This is a genomic window from Ectothiorhodospira shaposhnikovii (genome assembly GCF_016584105.1).
Classification (GTDB): domain Bacteria; phylum Pseudomonadota; class Gammaproteobacteria; order Ectothiorhodospirales; family Ectothiorhodospiraceae; genus Ectothiorhodospira; species Ectothiorhodospira shaposhnikovii.
Map to the genome: position 1 here is coordinate 94,229 of NZ_NRSM01000007.1, position 22,439 is coordinate 116,667.

Genomic DNA, 22,439 nt, shown 5'->3' on the forward strand with positions numbered 1-22,439 from the left:
GCCGGATTCACTACGAAATCACATGTTTTTCACCAAGCAAAAAGCTTGGATTTACTTTTGAGAAATTCTGGTCGAGACCCTCGTTGTCGCACCCGGTACCCGGCACCCGCCGCCGCATCCGGCACCTGCCATCACTCCCGCGAAAGCGGGAGTCCAGGGCTTACAGTCTGCGATGGATCCCCACTCGCGCGGGAATGGCCCATTCAGAACTTCCCATGTCCGGAACTCAGGCACCCAGTAATACTTGCAACCTGGACCATTCAAAACAAGGTCCTGGATCAGTCTTTCGGCCTGGAGCAATATCTGCATGACCCACCACGGGGGCATTGGCCAGACCGGGGTATGTCTTTTTCAAGGCGGTGATGAGCTGGGCCAACCGTTCATACTGGACGCCAGTGAAGGGATGAACATCACTGCCTTCCAGTTCAATGCCAATGGAAAAATCATTGCAGCGTTCCCGGCCCCGGAAAGAGGACACCCCCGCATGCCAGGCCCGCTGGAGAAAAGGGACATACTGCACCGTTTCACCATCACGCCGGATCAGGACATGGGCGGAAACCGTGAGCCCCTGGATCTCGGCGAAAAAGGGATGCCCCTCCGCCGGCAGGGTATTGGTGAACAACCGATCAATCCAGGGACCACCGAACTCTCCCGGCGGCAGACTAATGGCGTGGACAACGATGATTTCCGGCATCACCCCGGGCGGGCGCTTATCCTGATTGGGGGAAGGCACCCGTGTCGCAATGTCCAGCCAGCCAGTGGTGTCGATATCCATGAACGCCCTGAAAACCTTGAAGTCCTGATAATTTGATAAAATGCCGCCCCGCCCCACACCCCCGCCGCCATGGACACCCTCAACCCGCAACAACGCGCCGCCATCGAGTATGTGGATGGCCCCTTGCTGGTGCTGGCCGGTGCCGGCAGCGGCAAGACCCGGGTGATCACGGAAAAGATCGCTCATCTGATCCGTCATCGGGGCCTGTCCCCGAAACGGATCGCCGCCATCACCTTCACCAACAAGGCCGCCCGGGAGATGAAGGCCCGGGCCGGCAAGCTGCTGTCCCGGGAGGAAAGCCAGGGCCTGACGGTCTCCACCTTCCATACCCTGGGCCTGGACTTCATTCGCAAGGAGATCAGGACCCTGGGCTACAAGGCGGGATTTTCCATCTTTGACGCCGCCGACGCCCTGTCCCTGCTCAAGCAACTCACCCACCGGGACGACGATGGGGTGGAGGCCGAATCCGCCCGCCATCGCATCAGCCGCTGGAAGAACGACCTGCTCACCCCGGAACAGGCCCTGTCCCGCGCCGAGGATGACCTGGAAGCCGCTCAGGCCCGCCTGTATGCCGCCTACCAGCGGGCGCTCAAGGCCTACAACGCCGTGGACTTCGATGATCTGATCGTGCTGCCCGTGCGCCTGCTGGAAGAGAATCCGGAAGTGCGCGAGCGCTGGCGTCATCGCCTGCGCCACCTGCTGGTGGACGAGTATCAGGATACCAATACCTGCCAGTACCGTCTGGTCCGCCTGCTGGTGGACGTGGACGCGGGACTCACCGCGGTGGGTGACGACGACCAGTCCATCTACTCCTGGCGCGGTGCCCGGCCCGAGAATCTGGTGGCCCTGCAACAGGACTACCCTCACCTGAAGATCATCAAGCTGGAGCAGAACTACCGCTCCACCAACCGCATCCTGCAGACCGCCAACCACCTGATCGCCAATAATCCCCATGTGTTTGAAAAGCGCCTGTGGAGCGGCCTGGGCCAGGGCGATCCCATCCGGGTGCTGCCCTGCAAGGACGCGGACCACGAGGCAACCCGGGTGGTGTCCGAGATCATGAAGCATCGCTTCAAGCACCGCCTGGAATTCAAGGACTACGCCATCCTCTATCGGGGCAACCACCAGGCCCGGGTATTTGAAAAACTGCTGCGGGAAAACAACATTCCCTACAAGGTCAGCGGCGGCCAGTCCTTCTTCGAGAAGGCGGAAGTCAAGGACATCCTGGCCTACCTGCGTCTGCTGGCCAACCCCGACGACGACAGCGCCTTTCTGCGCATCGTCAATGTGCCGCGACGGGAGATCGGTGCCGCCACCCTGGAAAAACTGGGAGAGTATGCCGGTCGCCGCCATGTCAGCCTGTTCACCGCCTGTTTCGAGTTCGGCCTGACGGAGACCCTGTCCGCCCGGGCGGCGGAGCGGCTGCAGGCCTTTGCCCAGTGGCTGCAGGACAAGTCCCGGGCCGCGACCACCGGCGATCCCGCCGCCGTCGCCAAAAGCCTGGTGGAGGAGATGAACTACGAAACCTGGCTGCTGGACCAGAGCGCCAACCCCAAGGCGGCCTCGAAACGCATGGAAAACGTGCAGGAAGTGCTGGACTGGATGGGACGCCTGGCCAAGGAAGGGACCGGCGACGGCAAGAACATCGGGGAAATCGTCGCCCACATGACCCTGATGGACATCCTGGACCGGGCTGGCGGCGAGACCGAGGCCGACGGAGTGCATCTGATGACCCTGCACGCCGCCAAGGGGCTGGAGTTTCCCTGCGTCTTCCTGGTGGGCATGGAGGAGGAACTGCTGCCCCATCGGGTCAGCCTGGAGGAAGACACCCTGGAGGAGGAACGCCGCCTGGCCTATGTGGGCATCACCCGGGCCAGGAAGGCCCTGACCCTGACCTATGCCTGCCGACGCACCCGTTTCGGCGAGACGGTGGAGTGCGAACCCAGCCGCTTCCTGGCGGAACTGCCCGAGGAACACCTGGAATGGCCCGACGCAAAACCACCGGACCCGGAAGAAGTCCGGCTGACGGGGAAGGCCCACCTGAATAACCTCAAATCCCTGCTGGGCTGAGGGTATCGGTCAGCGGCTGAGCTTCAGGCCCACCCTGGCAATCCGGTTCGCCGCCATCTCCCGCACCACCAGCTCCACCTCACCGCACTGCAGCCGGTCCCCCACCACCGGCTGGGTGTTCAGGCGATCCAGGATAAACTCCTCCAGAGTCATGCCCGAGGCGGACGCGGGCAGCTTGAGCCCGTAGATCAGGGACAGATCCTCCACCTTGGCGTAGCCGTTGAGCACGAACTCACCGAAGAACTTGCGTTCGGACAGGCGCTCCGGCGCCGTACTGGCCACGAACAGGCGATCCAGTACCGGAAGGTCATCCGTTGAGGCCAGCAGGTAGAGGTAATCTCCCGCCCGCAGATCCAGCATGTTCAGCGCCTCCAGCATGACCTTGTCGCGGACATGGGCCACCACCCGCACGCTGCGCGGCAGGGTGAAGCTGGTCCATTTCTCCCGTACTACCGGGGTGTTCTCCGCCAGCCGGTAGGCCACCAGCTCCAACTCATGCTGACCGGGGATATCCAGCTCCACCCGCTGCACCACATGGGTGGTGGGCGGCACCTCCAGCCGCAGCCAGCGGGCCACCGGTGTGATGGTCCAGCCCTGGACCATCAGCGAAATGATGACCACAAAGAAGACGATGTTGAACAGCATCCCCGCCGCCTCGATGCCCGCCAACAGGGGGAACAACGCCAGGATGATGGGCACGGCCCCCCGCAGGCCCACCCAGCCGACGAAGACCTGCTCCCGCCAGGGAAAGTTGAAGGGCAGCAGACACAGCCACACCGCCAGGGGACGGGCCACCAGGATCAGTACGGCGGCGATCAGCAGGGCATCCACCGCCACGGGCATCAACTCAGAGGGGGTTACCAGCAGCCCCAGCATCAGGAACATGCCGATCTGGGCCAGGCTGGCAATCCCGTCATGGAAGCGGTTCACATACTGGGCGGCCTGCATGGGCCGGTTGCCCACCACCAGACCCGCCAGATAGATGGCCAGAAAACCGCTGCCCTGCAGCACCGAAGCCAGGCCGAAGATGGACAGCCCTCCGGCCAGGGCCACCAGGGGATAGAGGCCCTGGGAGATCTCCAGCCGGTTGATGAGCCAGACCAGCCCCAGGCCGCCAAGGATACCCACCAGGGCACCCAGGCCCATCTGGCGGATGAACTCCCACAACACGGTGAGTCCCATGTTGCCGTGGCCGCCCACCAGCAGCTCGATGAGCACGATGGTGAGGAAGATGGCCATGGGGTCGTTGGAGCCGGACTCGATCTCCAGGGTGGAGCCCACGCGCTGCTTCAGTTCCAGGCCCTGGGAATGCAGCAGGGAAAACACCGCGGCGGCATCGGTGGAGCCGACGATGGCCCCCAGCAGGAAGCCCAACATCCAGTTGATCTCCAGCCACCAGGCGGCGAAGGCGCCGGTGATGCCGGCGGTGATGATCACACCGATGGTGGCCAGCCCCAGGGCCGGACGCAACCCCACCCGGAAGCTGTCGATGGGGGTACGCATGCCGCCGTCGAAGAGGATGATGGCCAGGGCCAGGCTGCCGAACAGGTGGGCCATCTGGATGTCTTCGAACTCGATCCCGCCCGGACCCTGCTCCCCCAGAAGCATCCCGATGAACAGGAACACCAGCAACAGGGGCACTCCCAGGCGTCGCGTGATGACGCTGGAGAGGACGCTGCCCAGCAGGATGAGGCTGCCGAAGAAGATGATCTGGTTAGTGAGATCCATGCATAAACTTTATCAGCCTTATTAAAAAATGGCATGAGTTTAAAAACGTTCTGAGCAGACCCATTACTGCCACAGGCACGTCATCCCAGCGCACGGGCAACTCACCTCCCCCCCCCCACGGGCACGTCATTCCCGCGAAAGCGGGAATCCAGAGGGAGCCTGCAGGAAACTCCTGGGCTCCCGCTTTCGCGGGAGTGACGACGTGGAGAAAGTGATGATGTGAGGGAGGTGACGATGTGGGGGAAGGATATCCCGCGCAAAAAAAAGGGCCGGATATCCGGCCCCAAGCGTGCGAGAAGAGGAGAAATGCGACACACGACTTGAATAATAATCCTTCTCATTTTCATGTCAACAGTTTTTTGCAAATTTATCCTTCCGGCTTAAAGCGCTTGAGCCGCAACGCGTTGCTCAGTACCGAAACCGACGACAGGGACATGGCCGCAGCCGCAAAGACCGGCGACAGCAACAGCCCGAAGAACGGGTAGAGCACGCCGGCCGCCACCGGCAACAGGGTGGCGTTGTAGGCAAAGGCCCAGAACAGGTTCTGCTTGATATTGCGGATGGTGGCCCGGGACAGGGCGATGGCATGGGCCACCTGGCGCAGATCGTCGGACATCAGCACCACCCCGGCCGATTCCATGGCCACGTCCGTACCGGAACCAATGGCCAGCCCCACGTCCGCCGCCGCCAGGGCCGGCGCATCATTGATGCCGTCGCCGACGAAGGCCACCTTGTCCCCGGAGGCCCGCAGACGCTGCACCGCGTCCACCTTGCCCTCCGGCAGCACCTGGGCCACCACCTCGTCAATGCCCAGTTGCCGGGCCACCGCCCGGGCCGTGCGCTCATCGTCGCCGGTGATCATCACCACCTTGAGTCCCAGTGACTTGAGACGGGCCACGGCCGCGGCCGACGACGGCTTGGGCGGGTCGGAGATCCCCAGCAGGGCCGCCGGTCGGTGATCCACCGCCACCAGCACCGGGGTACTCCCCTGCCCCGCCAGCCTTGCCACGGCTTCCTGGGCGTCTCCCAGGTCAACGCCCGCTTCGGCCAGGAAACGGGGCGAACCGATGATCAACGCATGACCGTCCACCCGGCCCTGAAGTCCGCGTCCGGTCAGGGACTCGAATCGCTCCACCTCAGGCAGGGTCAGCCCCCGCTCCCGGGCACCACGCACCACCGCCTGGGCCAGGGGGTGTTCCGAGCGGGACTCCAGGGCCGCCGCCAGGGTCAGGACCCGGGCCTCGTCCCAGTCCTCCAGCACCGTGATCCCGGTCAGTTCGGGCCGCCCCCGGGTCAGGGTGCCGGTCTTGTCCAGGGCCACCACCTGGACATCCCGCAGGGACTGCAGGGCATCACCGCCCCGGAACAGCACCCCCATCTCCGCCCCCTTTCCGGTACCCACCATGATCGAGGTGGGGGTGGCCAGCCCCATGGCGCAGGGGCAGGCGATGATGAGGACCGCCACCGCATTCACCAGGGCCAGGGTGAGTGCCGGCGCGGGACCGAAGAAGAACCAGACCAGGAACGTGACCAGGGCGATCCCCATCACCGCCGGGACGAAATACCGGGTCACCTGGTCCACCAGATTCTGGATCGGGAGCCGGGCGGCCTGGGCGGACTCCACCATGCGAATGATCTGGGCCAGCACGGTGTCCGAACCCACCCGCTGCGCCTTCAGGGTCATGGCACCCTGGCCGTTGATGGTGCCGCCCACCAGGGCGGCACCAACCGGCTTGTCCACCGGTACCGGTTCGCCGGTGATCATGGACTCATCCACCCAGGACCGGCCTTCCTCCACCACCCCGTCCACCGGGATGCGCTCCCCCGGCCGCACCTGAACCCGGTCACCGGGCAGGACCTGATCCACGTCCACCTCGGTCCAGTCGCCGTCGCGCCAAACCCGGGCGGTGCGGGGACGCAGGCCCATGAGCGTGCGGATGGCCTCAGACGTGGCGCCCTTGGCGCGGGCTTCCAGATACCGCCCCAACAGCACTAAAGTGATGATCACCGCGGAGGCCTCGTAGTAGACGTGCACCGACTCCGCCGGCAGGATCCCGGGCAGGAAAGTGGCCACCACGGAATAGCCATAGGCGGCGGAGGTCCCCAGCATGACCAGGGAGTTCATGTCCGGCGCGCCCCGGATCAGGGCCGGGCCGCCCTTGCGATAGAAACTCAACCCCGGGCCGAACTGCACCCCGGTGGCCAGCAGGAAGAACAGCAGATACACGGTCTGGGTACCCAGCGTCCCGTGCACCATGTGATGAAAGGCGGGGAAGACATGCCCCCCCATGTCCAGCACCAGTATCGGCAGGGTCAGGACGGCCGCCAGGCTCAGGGCTTGGCGCACCCTGGACAATTCCCGCTTGCGTGCCGCCCGCTCCCGGTCTTCCCGGTCCGGCCCGGCCTCGTGGACCCGGCTCTCGTAGCCGGCTTCGGTGATGCGCCGGGCCAGGTCCGCGGCGGAGAGGGTGCCGGCGGGGATGCGCACCCGTGCCTGGCCGGTGGCCAGGTTGACCCCGGCCTCCAGTACGCCCGGGGTCCGCTCCAGCAGGGTCTGCACCCGACTGCTGCAGGCTGCGCAGCTCATCCCGGAGACATCCAGGATCAGGATATCTTCGGCCACGTCATAACCGGCCTCGCGGACGGCATGGACCAGGGCGACGGCATCGGGCGCGGAAGAGGCGGTGACAACGGCCTTTTCAGTGGCCAGGTTGACGCTGACGGTATCGACGCCCGGAAGGGGTTTCAGGGCATCTTCCACCCGCGTGACGCAGGCGGCACAGCCCATGCCGGTGATGGGCAGGGTCAGTGTGCGGGAAGGGTCATGACTGGAACGGGACATGGGGCTTGCCGAAAAAGGGCCGGTGTCCAGATTAATGCCTGAGCGGGATCCATGGAAACTCCCGCGGTTGTTCTCCCCTCACCCCAACCCTCTCCCACAAGGGGAGAGGGGCTTTTACAGGCGCTCTGACTTAATTGACCCGCTCGGTCACTTCGATGCGGATCTCCACGCGCCGGTTGGCGGCACGGCCTTCCGGGGTGGTGTTGTAGGCCACCGGACGGTCATAGGCATAACCGGCGGCTTCCATCAGACGAGCCGGGATGCCGCGCTCCACCATGAAACGCTTCACGGACTCGGCACGATCCTTGGACAGGCGTTCGTTCAATGCCCGGGAGCCGGTATTGTCGGTGTGACCACTGATCACCACCCGCTCCAGGCGGGAGCCTGCCTGACGAATCCGGTCGGCCACCCGGTTCAGTTCAGTGGCGGCGGCCGGATTGAGCTGATGGCTGCCGATGGCAAAGAGAACCTCGGAACCCAGGGTGATGGTTTCATAGACAGGCTCCGGCGCCGGGGCCGGCACTGCAGGGGCAGGCGGCGGAGCACGCTCGGCACGCGGCTCCGGCGCGGAGGCCACATAACCGGCACAACCTTCGATGGCGCGATCCATCAACCAGCGGGGCGTACGCACACAGTCACCGGAACCATCACGCACCACGGCACCACGGGGGTCCGAAGCATAGCCAGTGTCCGCAAGGACCACCGGTGTCCCGGCCACCAGCAGGGACGAGGCCAGAGCCAAAGTGCCGGCGAAAGTTGTCTTACGCATGTCGTATGCTCTCCTGAAATAGGTCGGATAATGTGGCACTGCCACAAGCGCAATACTAACTCCAAACACAAAGCCCCGCACGGGGCGGGGCTTTGCCTGCCGTCATGAAAAGACGGCATTCACTGCGACCTTTCGGGTTGCAGGGCTTACATCATGCCCATGCCGCCCATGCCGCCCATGTCGCCGCCCGGCATGGCGGGCTCGTTCTTCTTGGGCAGCTCGGCCACCATGGCTTCGGTGGTGATGATCAGACCAGCCACGGAAGCGGCGTTCTGCAGCGCGGTACGGGTCACCTTGGTGGGGTCCAGGATGCCCATCTCGATCATGTCGCCGAACTCACCGGTGGCGGCGTTGTAGCCCTGGTTACCCTTGAGCTCGCGCACCCGGTTCATGACCACCGCCGGCTCTTCGCCGCAGTTGGCCACGATCTGGCGCAGGGGCTCTTCCATGGCGCGTCTGGCAATGGAGATGCCCACGTCCTGATCATGGTTGATGCCCTTGACCTCGCCCATGCCTTCCAGGGCACGGATCAGGGCCACGCCACCGCCGGGGACCACGCCTTCTTCCACCGCGGCACGGGTGGCATGCAGGGCGTCTTCCACGCGGGCCTTCTTCTCTTTCATTTCCACTTCGGTGGCGGCACCCACCTTGATCACTGCCACGCCGCCGGCCAGCTTGGCCACGCGCTCCTGCAGCTTTTCCTTGTCGTAGTCGGAGGTGGCGTCTTCGATCTGGGCACGAATCTGCTCCACGCGGGCCTTGATCTCGTCGTGCTTGCCAGCGCCATCGATGATGGTGGTGTTTTCCTTGGTGACCACGATGCGCTTGGCCATGCCCAGGTCATCGATGCTGGCCTTCTCCAGGGACAGGCCCACTTCTTCGGAGATGACCTGGCCGCCGGTGAGGATGGCGATATCCTGCAGCATGGCCTTGCGACGATCACCGAAGCCGGGGGCCTTGACGGCGGCCACCTTGACGATGCCGCGGATGGAGTTGACCACCAGGGTGGCCAGCGCTTCGCCTTCGATGTCCTCGGCAATGATCAGCAGGGGCTTGCCGGACTTGGCCACGCCTTCCAGCACGGGCAGCAGGTCGCGGATGTTGGATATCTTCTTGTCGTACAGCAGCACGAAGCAGTCATCCAGCTCGGCGCTCATGTTCTGCTGGTTGTTGACGAAGTAGGGGGACAGGTAGCCGCGGTCGAACTGCATGCCTTCCACCACTTCCAGGGCGTTTTCCAGGGAGGAACCTTCCTCCACGGTGATCACGCCTTCCTTGCCCACCTTCTCCATCGCACTGGCGATGATCTCGCCCACGGACTCGTCGGAGTTGGCGGAGATGGTGCCCACTTGGGCAATGGCCTTGCTGTCGGTGCAGGGCTTGGACAGGTTGGCCAGTTCGGCCACGGCGGCGGTCACGGCCTTGTCGATACCGCGCTTGAGGTCCATCGGATTCATGCCGGCGGTGACGGCCTTCATGCCTTCGCGGACGATGGCCTGGGCCAGCACGGTGGCGGTGGTGGTGCCGTCACCGGCCACGTCGGAAGTCTGGGAGGAGACTTCCTTCACCATCTGGGCGCCCATGTTCTCGAACTTGTCTTCCAGTTCGATCTCCTTGGCCACGGACACGCCGTCCTTGGTCACGGTGGGGGCACCGAAGGACTTTTCCAGCACCACGTTGCGGCCCTTGGGACCCAGGGTGACCTTCACTGCGTTGGCCAGGACGTTCACGCCCTTGACCATGCGGGCACGGGCGTCATCACCGAAGCGGACTTCTTTCGCGCTCATACTTGTCTCATCCTCTAAAATGTATTCTGTGTGGGGAGCAGGGCTGGATCAGCCTTCGATGACGGCCATCACGTCTTCCTCGCGCATCACGAGGAGTTCCTGACCGTCCACCTTGACCTCGGTGCCGGAGTACTTGCCGAACAGCACCTTGTCACCCACCTTCAGGTCCAGCGGGCGCACATCACCATTGTCCAGGCTCTTGCCCTTGCCCACGGCAACCACTTCGCCGCGGATCGGCTTCTCGGTGGCGCTGTCGGGGATCACGATCCCGCCGGGGCTGGTGCGCTCTTCTTCCATGCGCTTGATGATCACCCGATCATGCAACGGACGGATATTCATGGGCCTTGACTCCTTAGAAGCAGGTTTTGGATTGACTGTGTCTGATCCCAGGGGCTGTTAGCACTCCCCCTTGGTGAGTGCCAATAATAGGGGCGGACTTCCGGATGTCAAGGGGGAGAGGGTGACTACTCCCGGTCCCGGTTACGCTCCGGGGACTCCACCTCCGGGCGAACCGGCTCTTCCCGCTCCCATTCCCCTTCGATGGTGCGTCCACGGCCACCCTGCTCCGGCGGCTGCCGGCCCTGGGCCTGATACTGGGCGTGCACATGGGCCTGGGCGGCGAAGACCCCGCGCCGGATCATCCATGCCGCCAGCAATCGGCGGGTGAACGGGAGCAGGCAGGCAAAGCCGATGGCATCGGTGAAGAAGCCGGGCGTCAGCAACAGGGCACCGCCGATGACCAGGAAGAAGCCCTCCACCAGTTCCCGGGCCGGCAACTGCCCCTGATCCATGCTGCGCTGGACCCGGGTCAGGGTGGCAATCCCCTGCTGCTTGAGCAGGTAGGCGCCGATCACGGCGGTGAGGATGACCAGACCGACGGTGGGCCAGACACCGATGATCCCCCCCACCTTGATGAGCACGAAGATCTCGATCAGGGGGATGGTGAAGAACAGCAATAACAGGATGGGGAAGACAGGCATGATGGCGATATCCGCAAATGGTGGATGAGCGTCGGATACACCGACAGGTAGAAAGGTCACTTTGGCGGCCTGCCCCCATGAATTCAAGGCATACCGTTCCCGTTTTTCGGGATCTCAATCCGAAAACATCCACTTGCCAGTCACCCCCGGGATTGGGTAAAACACAGTTATTGACTTATTTCGATTGGAAATATAAAGCCTGGAGGCCAGTCATGCGCGTTAACGGATCACTGCCAGGGCGTCGGTTCGGCACGGGCCTGTGCCTGCTGATCCTGCTGTGGAGCCTGTCCGTCCACGGCATGGAACGGGACCCTTACGAGCACTTCTTCCAGTTCACCTTCGGCGATTTCCAGGAAGAGCTGGACACCGCCCGGGAGGCGGGCAAGAAGGCGGTACTGATCTTCTTCGAGATGGACGAGTGCCCCTTCTGCCACCGCATGAAGGACACCGTCCTCAACCAGCCCGAGGTCCAGGACTTCTACCGCGAGCACTTCGCCGCCTTTGCCGTGGACGTGGAAGGCGCCATCGAGATCACCGACTTCCAGGGCAACCCCACCACCCAGAGCGAATGGGCGTTTCAGGAGAACCGGGTCCGGGCCACGCCGGTATTCCAGTTCTTCGACCTCGACGGCAGGCCCATCGCCCGCCTGACCGGCCCCACCTCTGGGACCGAGGAATTTATCTGGTTCGGCGAATACGTGGTCGAGGGCCATTATCGGGAACAGCCCTTCAGCCGTTACCGGCGCGAACGCCAGGAGCAGGCGCGGGGGTCATGAGCCGACGCATCCTGCCCCTGCTGATCGCCCTGTGCCTCTCCGGCCCGGCCGGAGCCGACGTCCCCCTGCCCTCACCCCTGACCCTGGAAGCGGCACTGGCCCTGGCCGATCCGGCACACCCCCGCCTGGTCCTGGCCCGCGCAGGGCTGGACACCGCCCTGGCCGAAAGGCGGCTGGCAAACAGCCGCAACGACCTGGAACTGGGCCTGCAACTCAACCCCCGCTGGGTGGAGCCCAATGACCTGGCGCCGATGCAGGACCATGACGACTCCCGGGCCATCCTGCACGCCCGCAAGACCCTCCATGATTTTGGCCGCACCCGGCATCACCTGGCCGCGGCGGAATCCGCCGTGCAGTCCGGAACCTGGGAACAGGATCATGTTCTGGCCGAGCACCGCCTGCGGATCATGCAGGGCTTCTTTGAAGTGCTGCTGGCGGACCTGACCTACACCCGGGACAACGAGGCCATGGCGGTGGCCTTTGTCGAACTCAACCGCCTGCGGGAACGCCACGGGCTGGGACAGGTCTCCGATATCACCCTGATGGCCCAGGAAAGCCATTACCAGACGGCACGCCTGCAGCGGCTGGCCAGCCAGCAGCAGACGCGCATCACCCGCCAGCGTCTGGCGGCCCTGCTGGGACGGCCGGACCAGGTGCCCGGACGTCTGCGCACACCGGCCCTGACAGGCAATGACCGGGCGTTGCCCGATGTGGACACCCTCTGGACATTGGCCCGGGACCACAACCCCCGACGCCGGTCCCTGCAGTTGGCCGTGGAGGCGGCCACGGCCCGGGTGGGCGCACAGCGGGCAGAGCGCAGGCCCACCCTGAGCGCCGAGGCCCAGGCCGCCTGGTGGCAGCGGGAGTTCGGCGGCGACCGCAATCCCCTCGCCCTGGGGCTGGTACTGGACATCCCCCTCTACGACGGGGGCCGGGTGGACGCCCGCACAGCCCGGGAACAGGCCGGCCTGCACGAGGCCCGCGCCCGCCTGCGGGATTTCGACCTGTCCCTGCGCCAGGCGATGCTGGAGACCTGGCTGGAGATCCAGCGCCTCGGGATCCAGCGGGAACAGGCCCGGGTGCAGGCGGATTACCGCGACCTGTATCTGGATCGCAGCCGCAGCCTCTATGAAATGGAAGTGGCCACGGACCTGGGCGATGCCATGACCTGGCAATCGGAGGCCATGCTGTTTACCGCCAGCACGGAGTTCCAGCTCGCCCTGGCCTGGGCTCGCCTGGCCCTCCTGACCGGGCAGGCCACGGCAGACCCACTGGCACCGGAGCCGTTTTCACCCGCGACCGTGCGGGAGGAGGATTCGTGATGCGTTCCAGGACTCGCCCCGGCCCGGCCATCCTGCTCCTGCTGGTGCTGACGGCCACGGCACCGGCACTCCAGGCCGAGGAGATCCCCGCCCGGCTGGCCTGGGCCGACCGCCTGGAACTGGGCACCCCCCTCTCCGGCACCATCACCCGGGTGCTGGTAAACCCGGGAGACCGGGTACGCCGGGGCCAACCCCTGATAGAGATGGACACCCGTGCCCTGCAGGCGGAGGAACAACAGGCCGGCGCCCAGGAACACCGTCTGCGACTGGCCCGGGACGAGGCCCGCCGGGAGCATGATCGAAGCCGTGAGATGTACGACCGCACCCTCATCGCCGAGCGGGAACTGGCTCTGGCCGAGATCGCCCGGCGCATGGCCGAGGCGGAACATCAGGCGGCGCAGGCGGCCCTGACCCGGGTGCGGCTGGACCTGGAACATGCCCGGGTGACCGCCCCCATGGACGCCCGGGTGATCGCCCGCCATGTCGCCCCCGGACAGGTGATACACAATGCCCTGCGGGTACAGCCGCTGCTGACCCTGGCGGCGGACGGGCCCATGCTGGCGGTGGCGGACGTGGAGGCCGCCGTGCTCGACAGGCTTTCGCCCGGCACCAAGGTAGAGGTGCGCGTGGGAGATCGACGCCTTGCCGGACGGGTGCAGGGGCTGGGGCTGGAACCGGTGGACGAATCCCTGCCCCGCTTCCGGCTGGAGGTGGTATTTTCACCGCCGGAGGCGCTCGGGCTGCGGGCCGGGTTGACGGCGGTGGTGGTCTTGCCCTGATGATGTGCGGGGATCGGGGAAGAAGGGAGAACCGACGCATCTTCTGATCCGAACATTTTTCCGATCTGAAAAGGGCTACCCCATGAGCGACAAGCTGCTGATCCTCACCACCCTCAAGGACCCCGTCCATGCCCGCGAGATTGCCGGGGAACTGGTCAGGCGCCGCCTGGCGGCCTGCGTCAGCATCCTGCCCGCGGCCACCTCCGTCTATGTCTGGGAAGACGAAGTGCAGGAAGACGCGGAACATGTCCTGCTCATCAAGTCCCGGGCCGACTGCTTCGACACCCTGCAGAGGACCCTTCAGGCCCTGCATCCCTATGAACTTCCGGAAATCATCGCGGTTCCAATCACCCATGGCCTGGAAGGCTACCTGCGCTGGATAGACGACAACACCGACTCATGATGCGACGCTCACTGCGATTCCTGCTGCTTCTGGCACTGCTGCTGCCCGCCCTCCCCGCCCTGGCCCAGTTCGGCATGGGAGACGAACTCCTGCCCCCGGACAAGGCTTTCGCCTTCGATGCCTACCTGGAGGACGGGAACACGGCGGTGGCCCGCTGGCGCATTGCCGAGGGCTACTATCTTTACGGTGCCCAGTTCCGGTTCGAGTCGCAGACCGAGGGCATCGAACTGGGCGAACCCCGCCGGCCCGCCGGCGTCATCAAGGAAGATGAATTCTTCGGCCAGGTGGAAACCTACCGTCATGACATCCGCGTCCACATTCCCCTGCTGCGCGGCGAGGATGCCCCCGACACCCTGACCCTCAAGGCCCGCTCCCAGGGCTGTGCCGACATCGGGGTGTGCTACCCCCCCCATTTCCAGACCGTCAGCCTGGATCTCACCGACATCCGCGGCCCCCAGGCCCTGGAACCCCGGCCCGCGGCGGGCGGCACACCGGTGACGGAACAGGACCGTATCGCCGCCCAGCTGGCGGACGGGCGCATCTGGCTGGTGGCCCTGGTGTTCTTCGGTTTCGGCCTGTTGCTGACCTTCACCCCCTGCGTACTGCCCATGATCCCGATCCTGTCCAACATCATCGTGGGCCAGAAGGATCTCACCACCCGCAAGGCCTTCTTCATCTCCCTGGTCTTCGTCCTGGCCATGGCGCTGACCTATACCGTGGCCGGGGTGTTCGCCGGCCTGGCGGGGGCCAACCTGCAGGCGGCCTTCCAGAACCCCTGGATCATCGGCGGCTTCGTGGCCGTGTTCATCGCCCTGGCCATGGCCATGTTCGGCTTTTATGACCTGCAGATGCCCTCCGGCATCCAGACCCGGCTGTCCGCCCTGTCCGGCAAGCAGCAGGGCGGCACCCTCATCGGCGCCGCCATCATGGGCTTTCTGTCGGCCCTGATCGTCGGTCCCTGCGTCACCGCGCCCCTGGTGGGCGCCCTGCTCTACATCAGCCAGACCGGCGATGCGGTACTCGGCGGCCTTGCCCTGTTCTCCCTGAGCATGGGCATGGGCCTGCCCCTGCTCGTCATCGGCACCTCCGCCGGCAAGCTGCTGCCCCGGGCCGGAGCCTGGATGGATACCGTCAAGGCCGTGTTCGGCGTGCTGCTGCTGGCCATGGGCATCTGGCTGCTGGAACGGGTGGTGCCCGCCCAGGTCACCCTGTTCCTGTGGGCCACCCTGCTCATCGTCTCCGCCGTCTACATGGGCGCGGTGAAGTCCCTGCCGGAGAACACCGGCGGCTGGCGGGTGCTGTGGAAGGGGCTGGGTCTGGTGATCCTGATCTACGGGATCCTGGTGATGATCGGTGCCGCCTCCGGCGGCCGGGACGTGCTGCGGCCCTTGAGCGGCATCACCACCGGCACCTCGGCAGCGGTCCAGGCCGAACTGCCGTTTCGCCCGGTGGACAGCCTGGCGGACCTGGAACGGGAGCTGGCCCAGGCCCGGGAGCTGGGTCAGCCGGTGATGCTGGACTTCTATGCCGACTGGTGCGTGGACTGCGTGCGCATGAAGCGCACCACCTTCCAGGACGGCGACGTGGCCCTGGCCCTGTCCGGGGTCCGTCTGCTCAAGGCCGACGTCACCGCCAACACCGGCGATCACCGGGCGCTGATGCGGGCCTTCAATCTGTTCGGCCCACCGGCCCTGGTCTTCTATGACGGACAGGGACAGGAGCTGGCCCATGAACGGGTGGTAGGCTACATGAACGCCCGTCAGTTCACCGACCATCTGCAACGTGCCCTGGGGAGATCCTGAGCATGTCATCACCACAATCCGGTCCTTCGCGCCGTTACCTGCTGCCGATCCTGCTGGCGCTCGCCCTGATTTCCGGCACCGCGGCCAGTTTCGGTTTCAGCCTGTTCTCCTCCGGCAAGCAGGCAGACAGCGCGCTCACCGGGTCCGGGATGCTGGGCCAGCAACGCCCCGACTTCATCCTGCCCGACATGCAGGGCCGGGAGCGCACCATCTCCGAATGGGACAACCAGGTAGTGCTGGTCAACTTCTGGGCCACCTGGTGCCCCCCCTGCCGCAAGGAGATGCCCACCTTCGTGGAAATGCAGGAAGCACATGAGGCCGCCGGCTTCACCATCGTGGCGGTGGCCATCGACGAACATCAGGCGGTCCGTGACTTCATGGACACCTACATGGTGAATTTCCCGGTGCTCATCGGCGAGGACACCGCCATGGAAGTGGCGCGCCGCTACGGTAACCGCTTCGGCAGCCTGCCCTACAGCGTGCTGCTGGACCGGGAGGGTCGAATCCGGTATATCCATGCGGGTGAGCTGACGCGGGCGACGCTGGAGCGGGAACTGCAGCCGCTGCTGTAACGGCGCCCCCCCAGCGCGGTAATTCGCCGACAAGCCGGCTCCCACGACACACGAAAAACCGCCACAACCCGAACGAGCCCCGCAAAACCTCTCGGAAAATTATTAGAACATGCCGGAAACTTCGGCAAAAACCCCATGATCCGGCATATCCTCTGGACACCACCCCAACCATGAGGCACAATCCCCTGCACCTTGGGGGTATTCATCTTTCCTGCGTCTGACCGCGGCTTTCACCCCGCAAGGCCCGGCATTTTCCAGTCCTCGCGATGTTGTGAAGCCCATGGCCAAGTTCCTGCTGCTCAACGGTCCCAACCTGAACCTGCTCGGCACCCGCGAGCCGGGCGTATACGGCAGCAAGACCCTGGATGACATCGTCCAGGCCCTGACCGAACAGGCCCGACAGGCCGGCCATGACCTGGACGCCTTCCAGTCCAACGCGGAACACGCCCTGATCGACCGTATCCACGCCGCCCGTCACGAAGGCGTGGACGGCATCCTGATCAATCCGGGCGCCTACACCCATACCAGCATCGCCCTGCGCGACGCCCTGCTGGGCGTGGCCATACCGTTCATTGAAGTGCATCTTTCCAACACCTTTGCCCGCGAGTCCTTCCGCCACCACTCCTACCTGTCCGACGTGGCCGCCGGTGTGATCATCGGCCTGGGCCCCCACGGGTATGCGCTGGCGCTGCAGGCCGCCATGCAACTGACCAACCGAAGCTGAGACGCCATGGATATCAGAAAAATCAAGAAACTGATCGAACTGCTGGAAGAATCCGGCATCAACGAGATCGAGATCCAGGAAGGTGAAGAATCGGTCCGCATCACCCGGGCAGCCCCCAACAGCGGCACCGCCTTCATGATGCCGCCCCAGCAGTACATGGTTCCCGGCGCCGCGCCCGCCGCCGCACCGGCCGCGCCGGCACCGGCGCCCGCCGTGGAAGACAAGCCCGCCCTGCCCTCCGGCCACCAGGTCACCGCCCCCATGGTGGGCACCTTCTATCGCGCTCCCACCCCCGGCGCCCGCGCCTTCGTGGAAGTGGGCCAGTCGGTGAATGCCGGTGATACCCTGTGCATCATCGAAGCCATGAAGATGCTCAACCAGATCGAGGCCGACAAGGCGGGCGTGATCAAGGCCATCCTGGTGGAAAACGGTCAGCCGGTGGAATACGGCCAGCCCATGTTCATCATCGACTGAACGACGACCAGGGGCCAGACAAGCACATGTTCAACAAGATACTGATTGCCAACCGGGGTGAGATTGCCCTGCGGATCCTGCGGGCCTGTCGCGAGATGGGCATCAAGACCGTGGCGGTACATTCCGACGCGGACCGGGATCTCAAGCACGTGCGCCTGGCGGACGAGTCGGTGTGTATCGGCCCGGCCCGCTCCATCGACAGCTATCTCAACATCCCCGCCATCATCAGCGCCGCCGAGGTCACCGACGCCGAGGCCATCCACCCCGGCTACGGTTTTTTGTCGGAAAACGCCGACTTTGCCGAACGGGTGGAATCCAGCGGCTTCGTCTTCATCGGCCCCCGGGCCGACACCATCCGCCTGATGGGTGACAAGGTCTCCGCCAAGGACGCCATGATCGCCGCCGGCGTGCCCTGCGTCCCCGGCTCCGGCGGCGCCCTGGGGGACGATCCGGAAGAGAACCTGGCCCTGGCGCGCAAGATCGGCTACCCGGTCATCATCAAGGCCTCCGGCGGCGGCGGCGGCCGCGGCATGCGGGTGGTCCACTCCGACGGTGCCCTCATCAACGCCATCTCCCTGACCCGCAGCGAGGCGGCCTCCGCCTTCAACAACCCTACCGTCTACATGGAGAAGTATCTGGAGCGCCCCCGGCACGTGGAGATCCAGGTGATCGCCGACGAGCACGGCCATGCGGTCAGCCTGGGGGAGCGGGACTGCTCCATGCAACGCCGCCACCAGAAGGTGATCGAGGAGGCCCCTGCCCCCGGCATCACCGAAGAACAGCGCCACACCATCGGTGAACGCTGCGCCGACGCCTGCCGCCGGATCGGTTACCGGGGCGCGGGCACCTTCGAATTCCTTTACGAGGACGGGGAGTTCTACTTCATCGAGATGAACACCCGCGTGCAGGTGGAACATCCGGTGACCGAGATGGTGACCGGCATCGACATCGTGCGGGAACAGATCCGGGTGGCCGCCGGCGAACCGCTCAGCTTCACCCAGGAGCAGGTCAGACTGCAGGGCCACGCCATCGAATGCCGCATCAATGCGGAAGATCCGGCCACCTTCATGCCCTCTCCGGGGACCATCGGCCAGTACCACGCCCCCGGCGGGCCGGGCATCCGCGTGGATACCCACATCTATAACGGCTACAAGGTGCCACCCTACTACGACTCCATGATCGGCAAGCTCATCAGTTACGGGGCCACCCGGGAGATTGCCCTGGCACGCATGCGCGGGGCACTGTCGGAGATCGTGATCGAGGGGATCAAGACCAACATCCCCCTGCACCGGGATCTGATCAATGACGTGGCCTTCCAGAACGGCGGCACGGACATCCACTACCTGGAAAAGAAACTCAAGGCACAGAGCTGATGATCCAGATCACCATTCCGGCCACGGCCGAGCAGACCGAAACCGTGGAAGACGCCCTGCTGGACCTGGGGGCCATTTCGGTCATGCTGCGGGACGCCGGGGACTACCCCCTGCTGGAACCCCTGCCGGGGGAAACCCCCCTGTGGCCGGACACCCTGGTGACCGGACTGTTTGGCCCCGACGCGGACATCCCCGGCCTCACTGCCGCCCTGGCCCGGGCGCTGGGCCTGGAGCCGGCCCGCATCCATCACGAGATCCTGCCGGACCAGGACTGGGTGCGGGCCTGCATGGATGACTTCAAGCCCATCCGCTTCGGGGAGCGCCTGTGGATCGTTCCCACCTGGCACGAGGCGCCGGACCCGCGGGCGGTCAACATCCGCCTGGACCCGGGCCTGGCCTTCGGCACCGGCACGCACCCCACCACCGCCATGTGCCTGGGCTGGCTGGACCGTCACGCCCCCGTGGACCAGGAGGTGCTGGATTACGGCTGCGGCTCCGGCATCCTGGCCATCGGTGCCCTGGCCCTGGGTGCCCGTCATGCCTGGGGCGTGGACATCGACCCCCAGGCCATGACCGCCACCCGGGAAAATGCCGAGCGCAACGGCATCGCCCCGGAGCGACTGCACGCGGCGCTGCCCGACGCCCTGCCGGACGAGATCCGCTTCGACCTGACCATGGCCAACATCCTGGCCGGCCCCCTGATCGCCCTGGCCCCGGCCCTGGGTCGACGCACCCGGGCCGGGGGGCGCATCATCCTCGCCGGATTGCTGGACCGTCAGGCCGAGGAAGTCGCCTCCGCCCATGAGCCCTGGTTCGAGATGAGCGTGGCCGACCGGCAGGACGGCTGGACGCTGCTGCAGGGGGTGAGGCGCGTCAATGCGCCCTGAAAACCCCCATGCTGAAGGTTTGCCCACACTGCCAGGCCCGGTTCTATGTCAGCGATTCGCTGCGTAAATTTTCCGGCGGGCAGGTCAGGTGCGGTGAATGCGGCAAGACTTTTGATATTCAGGATCCATCATCCCCCTCGCCCTTGTCCTGGGTGGAGCCATCAATCCCCACCCTCGGGGAAGACACCCCCAAACCATCTTCCCATTCCCCCTTCGAGGCAGATTCCGGGACCATTGAGAACGCCACGCAAGACGAGGGCGAGATCGTCGACTTCGACCCGCAGGCGGAGCCGAAGAGCGCTACCACCACGCCGGACCTCCCCTTACCGGTACCGATAATACCCATACTGCCCCCCCCTTCCGTCATCCCCCATGGCAGGAGCATTCAGGCCAGCCCCGCTCCGGAAATCATTGCGCCCCAGGCATCCGTCCCCATCGCCAAGGCCGACACCGCCAATCCGGACCATCCCGCGATGATACCGGCGGCCCTTCTCCCGGACCTGACACAGCCTGCCCCCCGGTCTCCCCCCCTCGGCAGCACCTTGATCTGGGCCCTGGCCTGCCTGACCCTGATAGCCCTTCTGGCAGGCCAACTGGCGTACAACGAACGCGAACACCTGCTGAAACACCCCGGAGCCGAACCCTGGGTACGGCAAGCCTGCAACTGGCTGAACTGCGATCTGCCCCCGCCGGCAGACCTGAATGCAATCCACCTGATCAACCGTCAGGTACACACTCACCCCACCTATCCAGGCGCACTCATGGTCACCGGGCGCGTGGAAAACCGTGCGAATTTCCCGCAACACTGGCCGGTCATGGAAATGGTCTTCATGGACATCATGGGTCGCCCCATCGCCGCGAGACGGCTTGCATCCGACGCCTACCTTCTCCACCCCGCCAATGGCCTGATGCCCCCCGGAACACCCGCCGACATCAGACTGGACCTGAAAGATCCGGGCGCAGCGGCGGTATCCTACGAATTTCGTTTCCTTGCCCCCTGACCTCTTTCAGATTTCAGACCACCTATCCCCACACATCCGGGAAAGGGGCTTTATACCCTGCCCCCCACTGGGTATCATGCTCTGTCCGGCGCAAACCACGCATCACGCCCTTTAAAGCCCATGCACATCGGACCCCACACCGTCGACCCGCCACTGATCCTCGCGCCCATGGCGGGCATCACCGACCGACCCTTCCGTCAACTGTGCCGACAGCAGGGCGCCGGCCTGGCGGTGTCGGAAATGGTCCACTCGGACATGAGCCTGTGGGGGACCACCAAATCCCGCCTGCGCCTGGACCAGGACGGCGAGATCGCCCCCCGCAGCGTCCAGATCGCCGGCTATGATCCGGGGATGATGGCCGAGGCCGCCCGGGCCGCCGTCGACCTGGGTGCCCAGATCATCGACATCAACATGGGCTGCCCCGCCCGCAAGGTGGTCAACCGCAGCGCCGGCGCCGCCCTGCTGGCCGACCCGCCCCGGGTGGCCCGTATCCTGGCGGCCGTTGTCGCCGCCGTGCCGGTCCCCGTCACCCTCAAGATCCGCCTGGGCGTCGACCGGGATCACATCAATGCCCCCGACATCGCCCGTCTGGCCCGGGATCACGGCATCCGGGCCCTCACCGTCCACGGCCGCACCCGCGCCTGCGGCTTCAAGGGGACCGTGGACTACCAGGCCATCGCCCGGGTCAGGCAGGCGGTGGACATCCCCATCATCGCCAACGGCGACATCCGCACCCCCGAGCAGGCCCGACGGGTACTGGAGATCACCGGCGCCGACGCCCTCATGATCGGCCGCGGCGCCCAGGGCCGTCCCTGGCTGTTCCGGCAAATCCAGCACTACCTGACCCACGGCGAGCACCTGCCCGACCCCACCCCGGCCCAGGTCCATGCCCTGCTGCAGGCCCACCTGGGCCATATGTACGATTTCTACGGAGAGAACCTGGGGGTACGCACCGCCCGCAAGCACATCGGCTGGTATCTGGACGGCCGCCCCGGCGCCGCCGACTGGCGCCCCCGCATCCTGCGTGCCCCGGACCGCATCACCCAGCAACAGCTGATCACCCGCTACTTCCAGTCGCTCTGCCAAGGCGAGGAAATTGCCGCATGACTCACGAGATCAAGGGAGAGAGCGAAACCCTGGCCAAGGCCGTGTACCAGGCCCTGGATGACTACTTCGCCCACCTGGACGGCCACGAACCGGACAATGTCTATCGACTGGTGATGGAGGAGGTGGAGCGCCCCCTGCTGACCTCCGTGCTCAGGCACTGCGACGGCAATCAAAGCCGGGCGGCACAGTATCTGGGGTTGAACCGGGGGACGTTGCGGAAGAAATTGCGGCAGTATGGGTTGGCGTAAGTGATCATCAGACCCGCCAG

General features: G+C 65.3%; 21 protein-coding genes. 14 read left to right on the top strand and 7 right to left on the bottom strand.

The features are described 5' to 3' along the window. Window positions 1-226: 226 nt before the first annotated feature. Window positions 227-775: a 1,6-anhydro-N-acetylmuramyl-L-alanine amidase AmpD gene (gene ampD, locus CKO35_RS05770; protein ID WP_200173528.1), complete on the bottom strand. Its 549-nt coding sequence runs from the start codon at window positions 773-775 to the stop codon at window positions 227-229. Window positions 776-844: 69 nt separating this feature from the next. On the opposite strand from ampD, the gene rep reads away from it, so the two are divergent. Then, on the top strand, window positions 845-2,845 hold the full coding sequence (rep, locus tag CKO35_RS05775; RefSeq protein WP_200173530.1) for a DNA helicase Rep: 2,001 nt from the start codon (window positions 845-847) through the stop codon (window positions 2,843-2,845). A gap of 9 nt (window positions 2,846-2,854) precedes the next feature. On the opposite strand, the gene CKO35_RS05780 is transcribed toward rep, so the two are convergent. The 6 genes from CKO35_RS05780 to CKO35_RS05805 all read right to left on the bottom strand — a co-directional run bounded on the left by CKO35_RS05780 (window position 2,855) and on the right by CKO35_RS05805 (window position 10,951). Further along, window positions 2,855-4,573 (bottom strand): potassium/proton antiporter, encoded by a 1,719-nt coding sequence (locus tag CKO35_RS05780; RefSeq protein ID WP_200173532.1) that lies wholly within the window; start codon window positions 4,571-4,573, stop codon window positions 2,855-2,857. A gap of 367 nt (window positions 4,574-4,940) precedes the next feature. After that, window positions 4,941-7,415: a heavy metal translocating P-type ATPase gene (locus CKO35_RS05785; protein WP_200173534.1), complete on the bottom strand. Its 2,475-nt coding sequence runs from the start codon at window positions 7,413-7,415 to the stop codon at window positions 4,941-4,943. 130 nt (window positions 7,416-7,545) lie between these two features. Beyond that, a complete protein-coding gene (locus tag CKO35_RS05790) occupies window positions 7,546-8,184 on the bottom strand; it encodes an OmpA family protein (RefSeq protein ID WP_200173536.1) in 639 nt (212 codons plus the stop codon). 146 nt (window positions 8,185-8,330) lie between these two features. Beyond that, window positions 8,331-9,971, bottom strand: coding sequence for a chaperonin GroEL (gene groL, locus CKO35_RS05795; protein ID WP_200173537.1), 1,641 nt, complete (start codon window positions 9,969-9,971; stop codon window positions 8,331-8,333). Window positions 9,972-10,019: 48 nt separating this feature from the next. Then, complete coding sequence (groES, locus tag CKO35_RS05800) at window positions 10,020-10,310, bottom strand: co-chaperone GroES (protein ID WP_008931806.1); 291 nt, start codon at window positions 10,308-10,310, stop codon at window positions 10,020-10,022. 125 nt (window positions 10,311-10,435) lie between these two features. Continuing rightward, complete coding sequence (locus CKO35_RS05805) at window positions 10,436-10,951, bottom strand: FxsA family protein (protein ID WP_200173539.1); 516 nt, start codon at window positions 10,949-10,951, stop codon at window positions 10,436-10,438. A gap of 212 nt (window positions 10,952-11,163) precedes the next feature. On the opposite strand from CKO35_RS05805, the gene CKO35_RS05810 reads away from it, so the two are divergent. The 13 genes from CKO35_RS05810 (at window position 11,164) to fis (ending at window position 22,419) form a co-directional block, all read left to right on the top strand. Further along, window positions 11,164-11,727, top strand: coding sequence for a thioredoxin family protein (locus CKO35_RS05810; RefSeq protein ID WP_200173541.1), 564 nt, complete (start codon window positions 11,164-11,166; stop codon window positions 11,725-11,727). Beyond that, window positions 11,724-13,049: a TolC family protein gene (locus tag CKO35_RS05815; RefSeq protein ID WP_200173542.1), complete on the top strand. Its 1,326-nt coding sequence runs from the start codon at window positions 11,724-11,726 to the stop codon at window positions 13,047-13,049. The genes CKO35_RS05810 and CKO35_RS05815 overlap by 4 nt, the downstream gene beginning before the upstream one ends. Then, window positions 13,049-13,828, top strand: coding sequence for an efflux RND transporter periplasmic adaptor subunit (locus tag CKO35_RS05820; RefSeq protein ID WP_200173544.1), 780 nt, complete (start codon window positions 13,049-13,051; stop codon window positions 13,826-13,828). Before CKO35_RS05815 ends, CKO35_RS05820 begins: the two co-directional genes overlap by 1 nt. An 82-nt stretch (window positions 13,829-13,910) precedes the next feature. After that, window positions 13,911-14,231, top strand: a complete 321-nt coding sequence (cutA, locus tag CKO35_RS05825) for a divalent-cation tolerance protein CutA (RefSeq protein WP_200173546.1) — start codon at window positions 13,911-13,913, stop codon at window positions 14,229-14,231. Then, on the top strand, window positions 14,228-16,033 hold the full coding sequence (locus CKO35_RS05830) for a protein-disulfide reductase DsbD (protein ID WP_200173548.1): 1,806 nt from the start codon (window positions 14,228-14,230) through the stop codon (window positions 16,031-16,033). The genes cutA and CKO35_RS05830 overlap by 4 nt, the downstream gene beginning before the upstream one ends. A 2-nt stretch (window positions 16,034-16,035) precedes the next feature. Further along, a complete protein-coding gene (locus CKO35_RS05835) occupies window positions 16,036-16,605 on the top strand; it encodes a TlpA family protein disulfide reductase (RefSeq protein ID WP_200173549.1) in 570 nt (189 codons plus the stop codon). 280 nt (window positions 16,606-16,885) lie between these two features. Further along, a complete protein-coding gene (gene aroQ / locus CKO35_RS05840) occupies window positions 16,886-17,329 on the top strand; it encodes a type II 3-dehydroquinate dehydratase (RefSeq protein WP_200173551.1) in 444 nt (147 codons plus the stop codon). 6 nt (window positions 17,330-17,335) lie between these two features. Beyond that, window positions 17,336-17,803: an acetyl-CoA carboxylase biotin carboxyl carrier protein gene (accB, locus tag CKO35_RS05845; RefSeq protein WP_200173553.1), complete on the top strand. Its 468-nt coding sequence runs from the start codon at window positions 17,336-17,338 to the stop codon at window positions 17,801-17,803. A 26-nt stretch (window positions 17,804-17,829) separates the two neighbouring features. Beyond that, on the top strand, window positions 17,830-19,176 hold the full coding sequence (gene accC, locus CKO35_RS05850; protein ID WP_200173555.1) for an acetyl-CoA carboxylase biotin carboxylase subunit: 1,347 nt from the start codon (window positions 17,830-17,832) through the stop codon (window positions 19,174-19,176). After that, a complete protein-coding gene (gene prmA / locus CKO35_RS05855; protein WP_200173556.1) occupies window positions 19,176-20,063 on the top strand; it encodes a 50S ribosomal protein L11 methyltransferase in 888 nt (295 codons plus the stop codon). The genes accC and prmA overlap by 1 nt, the downstream gene beginning before the upstream one ends. Window positions 20,064-20,071: 8 nt before the next feature. Next, on the top strand, window positions 20,072-21,064 hold the full coding sequence (locus CKO35_RS05860; protein ID WP_200173558.1) for a zinc-ribbon and DUF3426 domain-containing protein: 993 nt from the start codon (window positions 20,072-20,074) through the stop codon (window positions 21,062-21,064). Window positions 21,065-21,184: 120 nt separating this feature from the next. Then, window positions 21,185-22,171, top strand: a complete 987-nt coding sequence (dusB, locus tag CKO35_RS05865) for a tRNA dihydrouridine synthase DusB (protein WP_200173560.1) — start codon at window positions 21,185-21,187, stop codon at window positions 22,169-22,171. After that, window positions 22,168-22,419 carry a DNA-binding transcriptional regulator Fis gene (fis, locus tag CKO35_RS05870; RefSeq protein WP_200173562.1) on the top strand — a complete coding sequence of 84 codons (252 nt, stop codon included), beginning with the start codon at window positions 22,168-22,170 and terminating at the stop codon, window positions 22,417-22,419. The genes dusB and fis overlap by 4 nt, the downstream gene beginning before the upstream one ends. Window positions 22,420-22,439 lie beyond the last annotated feature (20 nt).